8 protein-coding genes are annotated in these 11,026 nt (G+C 48.0%); 1 reads left to right on the top strand and 7 read right to left on the bottom strand.

The features are described 5' to 3' along the window. Positions 1-10 precede the first annotated feature (10 nt). Positions 11-2,110, top strand: a complete 2,100-nt coding sequence (locus tag C5O22_RS06530; RefSeq protein ID WP_132780408.1) for a vWA domain-containing protein — start codon at positions 11-13, stop codon at positions 2,108-2,110. A gap of 151 nt (positions 2,111-2,261) precedes the next feature. On the opposite strand, the gene C5O22_RS06535 is transcribed toward C5O22_RS06530, so the two are convergent. The 7 genes from C5O22_RS06535 to rpsO all read right to left on the bottom strand — a co-directional run bounded on the left by C5O22_RS06535 (position 2,262) and on the right by rpsO (position 11,020). Next, complete coding sequence (locus tag C5O22_RS06535; protein WP_132780409.1) at positions 2,262-3,680, bottom strand: HEAT repeat domain-containing protein; 1,419 nt, start codon at positions 3,678-3,680, stop codon at positions 2,262-2,264. Next, a complete protein-coding gene (gene tgt / locus C5O22_RS06540; protein WP_132780410.1) occupies positions 3,652-4,803 on the bottom strand; it encodes a tRNA guanosine(34) transglycosylase Tgt in 1,152 nt (383 codons plus the stop codon). The genes C5O22_RS06535 and tgt overlap by 29 nt, the downstream gene beginning before the upstream one ends. 7 nt (positions 4,804-4,810) lie before the next feature. After that, entirely contained in the window at positions 4,811-5,875 is a 1,065-nt protein-coding gene (locus C5O22_RS06545) for an LptF/LptG family permease (protein WP_132780411.1), read from the bottom strand. Then, positions 5,872-7,224 (bottom strand): LptF/LptG family permease, encoded by a 1,353-nt coding sequence (locus C5O22_RS06550; RefSeq protein WP_132780412.1) that lies wholly within the window; start codon positions 7,222-7,224, stop codon positions 5,872-5,874. The genes C5O22_RS06545 and C5O22_RS06550 overlap by 4 nt, the downstream gene beginning before the upstream one ends. Next, positions 7,211-8,554, bottom strand: coding sequence for a M16 family metallopeptidase (locus tag C5O22_RS06555; protein ID WP_132780413.1), 1,344 nt, complete (start codon positions 8,552-8,554; stop codon positions 7,211-7,213). Before C5O22_RS06555 ends, C5O22_RS06550 begins: the two co-directional genes overlap by 14 nt. Continuing rightward, positions 8,555-10,660 carry a polyribonucleotide nucleotidyltransferase gene (pnp, locus tag C5O22_RS06560; RefSeq protein ID WP_132780414.1) on the bottom strand — a complete coding sequence of 702 codons (2,106 nt, stop codon included), beginning with the start codon at positions 10,658-10,660 and terminating at the stop codon, positions 8,555-8,557. A 90-nt stretch (positions 10,661-10,750) separates the two neighbouring features. After that, a complete protein-coding gene (gene rpsO, locus C5O22_RS06565) occupies positions 10,751-11,020 on the bottom strand; it encodes a 30S ribosomal protein S15 (protein WP_132780415.1) in 270 nt (89 codons plus the stop codon). Positions 11,021-11,026: the final 6 nt, after the last annotated feature.

The following is an 11,026-nucleotide window of genomic DNA, read 5'->3' on the forward strand; positions in this document are numbered from 1 at the left end:
GAGCGATCCTATGAAAAAGAAAGTGCTGCTGATTGGTATACTGATCTGTATGATGCTCGGGACTGCCTATGGCATGAATGATGCTGCCATAGATCTCGTGGTGGTCCTTGATACTTCTTCAAGTATGTTTCAATACCACCGTGAAGTAACCCAGTATGCGATCGGTCCCATGCTTAAGAATTTTTTGCGGATCGGCGATACCTTTCATCTCATTTCTTTTTCCGCTTCTCCCCGCATTGAGCTTTCCCGTCGTATAGAAACAACGGGCGATATTGAGACGATTATCAGTCGTTTCTTACTTCTGTACCCCCTTTCTCCATATTCAGACCTTCTGGCGGCCCTGAATTATACCGCCCGGTATGTAACGGATTTACCTGAGGTTCGTCAGAAAACGGTGGTTTTTATTACCGATGGAGATCACTCCCCTCCTCCTACAAGTCCCTATGCTTCCTTAAAACCTGAAGCGATTCAGCAAGAAATAGAGAGGACCTCGGGCCGTCTTGTTGGAAATGGATGGAAATTCTATTTTATACGGATCCCCCGCGATCTGGATGCGGCCACGGTGGTGCAAACGGAGGGGGGCCGTCCCGTCCAACGGCTTCCTAAAAACACCACCGACACGGGTGCTTCCCTGGCAACTGAAGAGTCCTCGGGACGGCAGGGGTCACGAACAGAAGCGCCAGCCACTCAGGCTGGTTCAACAATCGTTCAACAGGATGGGGGAAAAACGGCGGGGCAGTCTCAAACAGGAAAGGATGCTTCTGCTCAGGATATTTCCCAGGCAATCGCCGACTCCTTGAATACCCCTGTGGTTGAAGTGATTCCTGAGGTAAATGGAGAAATCGTTTCAACTATTGTGGGGTCTATTTCGGTAAGTTTCCCTGAGAAAATTGGAAAAACGGGTCGAACTGTTCGGATCCCTATTCGCCTCGAGAATCCCTCCCCTAGCCCGGTATACCTGGAAACAAAAGAAGTTCGGGTAAACGGCGTGAACCGCATGGCCCAAAAGGCCATGAAAAAGCTCGAAAGCCGAAGTGAGGGGACCATGGAACTGGTGGTGCGACTCCCTGACACCATTCCCCCTGGAACCTTTACGGTAAGCATAGAGCCTGTTTTTGAAGGTTCCATACGGATTATTCCTCCCTCCGCTCAGGTAACCATGGAATTGGTCTCGGGAACCTTTACCCAATTTATGGAGCAAAGTCTCCCGTTGTTTTTACTCGTGGGAGGAGTGTTGATAGCCCTGCTCGTGGCGCTGCTCCTTTTTGTTATGTTACGCCGGCTTTCTTCGGGATCCGAGCAGGTGGTCCAGGATATGGTGGGACCCCTTACAGAAGGAGCCCAGCCCGCGGGTGTGATTCGCCAGGGTGGAAAAGGCCCCATCTCTGCTGCTGCGGCTTCTATTTCTTCTTCGGCATCTGCGGTACCGGCCTTTTCAAAGTCCCGGGAAATCGAAAAGGGTGTTACCTCTTCTGACAAAAAGGAAGATGCGGAACTCCTGGCTCGCTTTGCCCAGCAACAAAAATCTGATAGTAGCCTTCCCCTTCTGTCTCAAGATACAAAGAAAATCTCCAGCCAAACGAAGGAAGAGCAACAGCGCACGATGCTTCAAAAGGCGGCGGCCCCTTCTCTTCCAGCTTCAGAGCGTTCTACCTCGGTGATGCGGCCTTCGCTTCTTGTGACAGATGATGAAGGGCCGGCTTCCCTTAGAATGCCTGAGGTGCCTTCTTTCCAGGTACGTAAGAAAGAGGGGCGGCTCATGCTTTCCCTCTTTGTGGAAGATCAAAATCGGGCAATTGGGAAGCGAAATGTGCACCTCATGAAGAGTGGACATACCCTGTCTATTGGTGGTGGCAATTCGGATTTCCTTATCTTCCTGGTTCCTATTCCGCCCCGAATTGCGGATGTGCATTTTGATGGGGAACAATGTATCCTTATTCCCCGGCGACCGGAATTCTTCCCCGAATTAGGGAACAAACCTCTGTATGATTGTGTAGGGAAAAATGTCCACGTGGTTTCCGCAAAAGGGTATCACCTGACGTTCCGCTTAGAACAATACAAAGATCCCCTGGAAGAACTGAACCGTTTACTCCGGTCTATTCAGAGCTAGAGAAACGGAAAAACGCAAGAGCCTGAGCCCCTTTTTAAGGGACTAAGAATATGCTTAGGGAACAGGGGCCCTTTTCAATGGGCTCCGCGCCCCATTTTCAAGGCCCGGCCGTTTTTTCTATTTGAGAGGACAAGAGCAAGGTAGTATCATTTTATTCTTCCAGTTTTTTCAGGGTTTCCCGGGCTCGCAAGGCCAGGGCTCCGTTTTTTTCATCCGTAAGGCTACGGACCGTATCGGCAAGATCGGTAAAACGGTTATTAGCAACCATCTGAAGGCCATAGTTTTTTTCGATTACATCCGAGGATGTCAGGAACTGAAGAGCCAGGGGCTTTACTGCCTGAGTCTTAGCATTTCCTAACACCCGGGCAAACCCATTGAAAAGATTTTTCTGTTTATCCTTTCGTGCTTCTTCCAGCGCTTTGATAAGGGGTTCGGCATACCGATCCGCATCAATGCGGATAAGCTCTTCTGCTGCCCCAATCCGCAGGGGGTCACTGTATTTTTTGCTAAAACAAATTTGAGAGAGCACCTCCCAAGCCTCAGGGCTTTCTATGGCTCCCAGGGCTTTAATAGCGGCTTCTTTTACCGCAGCAACCGCATCGTTTTCTATTCGAAATTTAAGGAAAGGAATCGCCACCGTTAACTTTCGCTCTCCCGCTGCCCGGGCCGCCCCTATGCGGGTTTTATAAAAGGAATCCCGGAAAGCATCGAGAATAGCCTGGTCTACTTCTGGCCCAGAGAAAGGTCCCAGGGCCCCCACCGCAGCGGCCCGCACATTGGGATCTGCACTGCGCAGGGCTTCAAGGATCGTAGGAAGGGTTTCCTGCACTTGAAGGGCCTGGAGCGCCCCTAAGGCCTGGATTCTCCGAACCGGCCGCTCATCGTTATTTTTTGCTATCTCACTGATAAATGAAGCACTGCTCTTATCTTGGAGTACCCCCAGGGCTTGGATAATTTGATTTTTTATTTCCTCCTTTTCTGAGGCTTTTGTTTCATAGTACTCCCGAAGATATCGTCCCAATTTTTCTTTTTCTTCAGAGTCACTGCCTATAGAACCCAAGGCCTTGATTGCGGCGCTTACAAGGCTTGTTTCTTCTGACTCCGCGACTTTTTTTATAGATTCCAGGGCGTTCTGTTCTTTCCGTACCCCCAGATAGGTAAGGGCCTGAATTACCGTTTCTTTTTTTTCATCATAAAAGTTGTCAATAATCTCAAGGGCCTTTTTTTCTAGCCCTTTTTTGTTAGCCTCCGAAAAAAAAGAAAAAAGGGCCGTTAAAATCTTAACATTTTTGGTGGTCTCCCCAATACGGATAAGTTCAGTATCCAGATAGGTAACGTTTTCTTTTTGAAGTACCGGGATAAGGGCGGCTATTTCTTCTTCTGTCCCATACAGGATAGTATCCCGTCGTTTTTGTTCAATCTGGGATGCGGTGTTTTCTCCTTCCTTATTTTGAGCATACACAAAAGGCAAACCGCTTACCTGAAAAAAGAAGGAGAAAAGCAACCATATAAGGCCTATATTCTGGACAGAACCAGTTCTTCTAAGGGGTTTCCGCATCGGCTCTTTCATACTGAGAAAGGAACTCCTTTTTAAAGAGAATAAAACGATCTTCTTCAATTGCCTTTCGAGCCTCCCCTACCAGATTTTGCAAAAAGAATAAATTGTGGTAACTGGCGAGCATGGCATAGAGAATTTCCTTCGTTTTGTATAAATGACGAAGATAGGAACGGCTATACGCACGGCACACCTTGCAGGTACACTGTGGATCAAGGGGAGAAAAATCCCGTTCATACTGTTCCCTTTTTATACTTATCGGTCCAGAGGCGGTAAAGAGTAAGCCGTTCCGGGCAGTTCTCGTGGGGAACACACAGTCAAACATATCGATGCCCTGTTCAATGGCTTCAAGGATGTATCGGGGTGTCCCAATGCCCATGACATAGCGGGGTTTTTCTCGGGGAAGCATTTCTGCGGTGGCCGCTAAAAATTCTTGAAACACGGGAAAGGGTTCTCCCACCGAAAGGCCGCCGATGGCAATTCCCGGCGTATCGGAGGCAACCACCTTTTCGGCGCTCAGTTTTCTCAGGTCGTGATAAAAGTTTCCCTGCACGATAGCAAACAAGATCCCCTCGTAAGATGTCTTTTCGCGAATCTCCTTCCAGGCTTTTAGGGCCCGCTGTAACCAGAGGTCGGTAATGTGGAGGGCCCTTCGGGCTTCGGTATATTCGGTTCCCCAACTGGTACAGACATCAAGCTGCATCTGAATGTCACTCCCCAGAATCGCCTGGAGTTCCACTACCCGCTCAGGGGTAAGCAGATGATAGGAGCCATCGATGTGGGAACGAAATTTCACTCCCAATTCGCTGATTTTACGGAAGGGGGCCAGAGAAAAGACCTGATATCCCCCCGAATCGGTCAGGATATTTCGCTCCCATTGGATAAATTGATGCAGGCCCCCTGCCTGTTCTATCACCTCCGGTCCAGGGCGTAAATACAGGTGATAGGTGTTAGAAAGGATGATTTCAAAGCCTATCTCCGTAAGGTCCTCCTTTGTAAGGGCCTTTACGGTTCCATTGGTTCCCACAGGCATGAACACCGGTGTATGGACTATTCCATGAGGAAGAGTTAAAAGACCGGTTCGGGCCTTTGAAGAACTATCTTCGTGAACAATGGTGTATACCGATGAAGTTTGCATGGACACCTCATGTTTTAGCGTAAAATATTCCCATGATTCCTAAGATCAGAAAAAGGAACACCGGGAACCATGCCCCATACAGGGGAGGAATATATCCTGTTTTTGCAAGGAGCATCGAAATCATTTGAGCCACATAATAAATCACCGCCGCAATAAGACTGGAAAGGAGACTCATGAGGAGAATATTTTTTTTAAAGAGCCCCCCTAAACTGATAGCCAGGAGAGTGACGATAAACGTAGTCACCGAAAAGGCATAGCGCCGATAGTAGTCTGCCCGGAAGCGCCGCACAGAAAGACCCGCCTTTTCTAGTTCTTGAATCACAAGCCTCGCGTCATGGACTGAAAGCTCTTCTATATCGACACTGCTTCGACGAAATGTTTCTGGTTCCTCCTGAATATCCACCTGCTCTGGCGTGGTAAGCCCTCGATAGAAACCATCTTCCCAAACATATTCGGTCGCCCCCTCGATAGACCACCCCTGTTCCTGCCATTGGGCCCGTCGGATTCGGATGATTCGTTCCACCTTCCCTTCCTCATTTTTTGTCAGGATAAGAAGGCCCTGCAAACTTTTATCGCTATCATTATAAAAATCCGCGATATAGATAATCTTTCCCCCATCTTTTTTTACCACCACATCACTATTGTTCATACTACTTGTTTGACGCAAAAGCATCCGTGAAAGACTATTCTTCTGTCGCAGCGTAGGAATTACCACCCTATCTTCAAAAAAAAATGAGGAAATCGAGAGTCCCAAGGAAAGTACGAAGAGGGGCATGACAAAGCGCCAGAGGGGAATGCCCGAGATACAAATGACGGTAAACTCATTTTTTGCATACAACTCGCCTAACACATAGGCCACCGCAAAGAGGAGAGAGACCGGCAAGGCATACGAGACGCACTTGGGAAGATAATACATCGAAACCATCATAATTTGGGAAAAAGAAACCTCATATGAAAGATACCGCCAGAGGTTTGCAAAAAGATCGATTAATGCGAGGAGAAGCACAAAGAAAAGGAGGGCGCTCACAAAGACAGGTATAAGTAACTTAAGAAAGTAGCGGTCAAGGGTCATCGATGGAACCTCCAGAAGGCCAGTGCCCCCCCACAACCGATGGCTAAGAGGTTAGGTAGCCACATAGCCACAAAGGGAGAAAAACCCTGTCGTATCCCTACGGTTTGCCCCCCTATCAGGAGGGCCCAATACAACACCGCTATAAGGAGCCCTATTCCAAACCCGACACTCTGCCCGCTTTTTCGCGCCAAAAGACCTAAAGGGATCGCCAAAAACACAAAGGAAATTCCCCCAAAGGGAATGGAAAATTTTTTATACCATTCAAGAAGATAGAGCTTATAATTCCTATCTTCGAAAATCATCTTTTCTTCGTTTTTAAGGGCCGTCAGGGTTGAAAAAATAGAATCCAGCCTATTTCTTTGGTCCCCTTGACCTTGAGAAAGACGCACAAGCTGTTCTAGTTTTTGCCCTTGTTCAAAAATCTGTTTTTGTAGTTCCTTTTGCCGTTGTTGTAAGAGATTGTGTTTTTTTTGAATTTCCCTATATACATCGAGGGAACTCATTTCCCGTGGTCCGATGGCGACTATGTTTTGCATCATTTTTTGGGTTGAGATCGAATAAAGCAGCTGATCCGCGGTGGCAAAATCAAAGTCGGTTCGGCTATTTTCTTTGAATATCTGCATGAAGGTATCGGTAAGACGAATTTCTAAATCCTTTGTATTACCTTGAGATGATATATTTCCCTCAGCGGCTATGATAAGGCGCCGCTCTCCATCGGCGGTCCTATCCACAATGATCACATCATGAATGGCCTGGGCGTCAGATTTACCCGTAATTATGAGGGAATCCCGATAGCGCTTTACTGAATCGGACTCAAGTTCCAGAGCGGGCGTAGCAAGCAGGATAGAGCGATACAACTTGCCAAAGGCAATGGTTCCTGCGGGAAGCAGAATATCATTGGCGATAAAAGAAATGGTTGATATGGCCATACCAAGCAGTATCAGGGGAACATACAAACTTCTGTAGGAAAGCCCCGATGTAAAAAGGACAAGAATTTCGTTATCTGAAGAGAGCCGTCCCACTGCCATAAGGAGCCCCACCAGAGACGCAAAGGGACTCGCCATGGCAACAATAGCAGGAAGCGAATAAAGCAACAATAACAGGACCTCATGGGCAGGTACCCGCTTTGAAAGAATTTCCTCCGCCATAAGGAGCAACTGGTTCACAAAAAAAATGGCGAAAAAAAAGAAAAAGGCTACAAGAAAAGAAAATAGGGCTTCTCCCATAAAATAGCGAAAAAGGGTAAAAGAAAAGCCACGACCCGAGCTGCCAAGAGGAGAAGCCAGCGTTTTTTTCTTTAGAGAAAACAAACTATACGGTTGCTTTTGAAAAAAACTATAGCCCTTCATAAAAAGAGGTGCTCCGACTTTTTATATACTTCCGAATTTTTTTAGGACCCGCCACAAAAATAATTGGGTCCTGCCCCAAAAATTCCTGCACAAGAGAGGCAATGTGTTCAATCTCGGTACGTTCAATAAGGGACTGACTTTCTGCAAGGCTGAGAATTCGATTTTGATACAAGGCTTGCCGACCCAGTCGACGCATCCGGTACTCCATATCCTGGCTGGAGATACGCAACATACCCTTAAGATGAGAACGACTTGTCACGAGTTCTTCCGTCGTACAGGGGATATTTCTCAACCGCTCTATTTCTCGGTCTATGGCATCCATGGTTTTAAAAAGGTCCTGAGTCGAACAGGTGGCATATATTACAAGGAGCGAACAATCCCGGAAGAGCATTTCGCTGCTGTAGATGGTATAACAAAGGCCCGCTTCTTCGCGAATATGCTGGAATAAGCGGGAACTTACCGAGTCTCCGATGATAGTATTCGCAAGCGCCAGGGTATGGTATTCCTCGATAGAAACCGTACGAGCCAAAGGAAAGGCATAAAAAAGCTGAACATACTGGGAGGAAAGTTCATAAAAACCAAGGGTTCCCGGTGTTGGTTCTGGTGCTAAGAAAGAAAATTGACTTTCTTCATTCCTGAAAGGGAATCCCCAGGGGCTCTCATAGGTAGCAGCAATATCTCTCCATGCCTTATACGCTTCCTCGGGAGCAATAGCTCCCGCCACCGAAATTACCGCAGGTTTATTCTGGATATGGTGAGTAAAAAACTGATAGACCTCATCCCGCGTAAAACGGGAAACCAGGGGTATGGTCCCGCCAATGGGGTAGCCAAGACTGTGACGAGGCCACAGAAAAGAAAAGAACGCTTCGTAGGCTACCTCTTCCACATCATCCTGAGCGGCTTCCAGTTCATTAATGATGACTGTTTTTTCTTTAGCAAAATCATCCTCGGTAAAAGAAGGGGAAGCGATCAGATCAGAAACGATATCCAGAACCGTAGCAAATCCTTCGGTAGGAACCACGGCGTGGAGCGCCATGGTTTCTCGCTCCGTAAAGGCATTGAGCATCCCCCCCAGAGAATCGATGGTACAGGCAATTTCCCGGGCAGAATAACGACGGGTGCCTTTAAAAAGCATATGCTCCACCATATGGGTCATGCCGTTCTCTTTGGGGGCTTCGTCCCGGGAACCCACATTGAACCATACCCCAATGGCTACAACAGACGCTCCTCCCGTTTCTTCAAAAAAGGGGGTGATTCCCGCCGATTCGTGTGGTAGAGAACTTTCCACCACTAATTCACCCTGAGAGGGGAGCACATACTCACGAATCAACTATCCCCTCCGGGAATTTCCCCCCTCTTCTTCAAGGGCATCAATATAGGAAAGATTGAGCCGTCCCATCTTGTCAATTTCTAAGAGCTTCACCGGAATCTTCTGGCCTTCCTTTACCACTTCGGTAACACTATTAATCCGTTTACGAGAAAGTTTAGAAATATGAACCAGCCCCTCTTTACCTGGTAAAATTTCCACAAAGGCCCCAAAATCCATGATTCGCCGGACTACCCCTTCGTACACACGGCCGACCTCAGGGTCCTCCACAATGCCAATTACCGCGAGGCGAGCATTTTCCGCATCCCGGGCGTTTTTCCCATAAATGGTCACGGTTCCATCGTTTTCAGTGTTGATGGTTACCTGATATTGCTCACAGAGAGCTTTGATGGTTTTTCCACCCGGACCGATGAGGGCCCCGATCTTATCGGTTTCAATCTTGAGGGTTACGATTTTGGGAGCAAACTCACTGATACTCTCAGTAGGTTTATTCAATGTCTGGTTCATAATAGAAAGAATATGGAGCCGTCCCCGTCGAGCCTGATCCAGGGCTTTCCGCATAATCTCAGGATTAACTCCGGCAATCTTAATATCCATCTGGAAACCGGTAATACCATCTTCTGTTCCGGCTACTTTAAAATCCATATCTCCGAGGTGATCCTCTTCACCCAGAATATCGGAAAGCACCGCGTAACGCGTCCCATCGGTGACGAGCCCCATGGCAATACCGGCCACAGGCTTTTTCATGGGGACCCCCGCATGGAGGAGCGACAGGGTTCCTCCACAGACTGTGGCCATAGAAGAAGAACCGTTTGACTCAAGAATTTCCGAAACCACCCGGATGGTATAGGGGAATTCCTCTTTGGAAGGAATCATCGCTTCAAGGGCCCGGCGAGCCAGGTTCCCATGGCCGATTTCCCGGCGTCCCGTACTGAGCCGGCCTACTTCTCCCACCGAGAATGGGGGGAAGTTATAATGAAGGATAAAACGCTCCCGCTTATCCCCTTCGATATCATCATAAATTTGCTCGTCAAAAACTGTCCCTAAGGTTGTAACCACCAGGGCCTGGGTCTCTCCTCGAGTAAATAAGGCAGATCCATGGGTGCGCGGCAAAACCCCAATTTCACAGGTAATAGGCCGAATATCTTCAAGTCCCCGTCCATCCACCCGAATACCCCGATCAAGAATACTAGACCGAAGAATTTCGTAGGTCATATCTTCAAAAAGGGCATCAAAAAGCTTTGCCTGATTTTCATCGGCCAACTGTTCTGCAAATTGGGCAGCCACCGTCTCTTTTACCGCTTTAATTGCGTTACTCCGCTCGTGTTTTCCCTTTACAAAGAGGGCATGTTCAAGTTGAGGATAGGCAAGGGAACGAATTGCTTCCTTGTTAAGGAGTTCTACCGTCACTTCCTGAAGGGGCAGTTTTTCCTTCCCCGCCAGGGAACGAAGTTGCTCCTGTAATTCGCAGAGCTGAATAATAACCTGGTGGGCCTTTTCCAGGGCGGTAATCATCTGATCTTCACTTACCTCTTTTGCGCCCCCTTCCACCATAGTAATACCATCTTTGGTACCCGCTACCACGATTTCAAGGGATGACCGTTCAATTTGATCATAGGTAGGATTGACCAGGTATTCCCCGTCCACAAGACAAATGCGTACCCCTGCTACGGGTCCATTAAAGGGAATATCTGAAATATGTACCGCCGCCGAAGAAGCGAGGATAGCCAGAATATCCGGTGGATTAATCTGGTCTGCCGAAACGGTAGTAGGAATAAGTTGAATTTCCCGACCAAACCGTTTATCAAAGAGGGGCCGCATGGGCCGATCTATCAGACGGGAAACAAGAATCTCCTTATCTTTTGGGCGGCCCTCTCGTTTAATAAAACCACCCGGAATTTTTCCTGCCGCATAGTACTTTTCATTATAATCCACCGTGAGGGGAACATAATCAAGCCCTTCCTGGGCACTGTCGGAAGCACATACGGTGGCAATCACCGCTACCCCCGCATACTGGGCATAGACCGCCCCATTGGCTTGTTTTGCCATTCTCCCGGTTTCAAGGATTAACTCCTCACCGGCAATTGTCATTGATACTCGTTGAACCATAAATACTTCTATCTTCCTTAAGAAAAAATAAAAAAGCCCGGCGTCGGTTGCGTCCCACGCCATCCCGACCACACCGGGCACCGATTCGCATTACTTGCGAATACCTAGGTCTTTAATCAGCGTCCGATAGCCATTAAGATCGGTTCGCTGCATGTACCGGAGGAGGCGCCTTCGCTGCCCAACCAGCTTTAACAGCCCCCGTTCTGCGGACTTATCCTTTTTGAACTGTTTGCAGTGCTCCGTGAGCTGATTAATCCGCTCCGTAAGCAGGGCAATCTGGACCGCGGTATTTCCCGTATCCTTTTCGCTTTTTCCATACTTAGTGATAATACCGGCGGTTTCATGCTTCTCTAATGCCATATAGTT

The sequence above is a fragment of the Treponema sp. J25 genome (assembly GCF_004343725.1).
Taxonomy (GTDB): domain Bacteria; phylum Spirochaetota; class Spirochaetia; order Treponematales; family Breznakiellaceae; genus J25.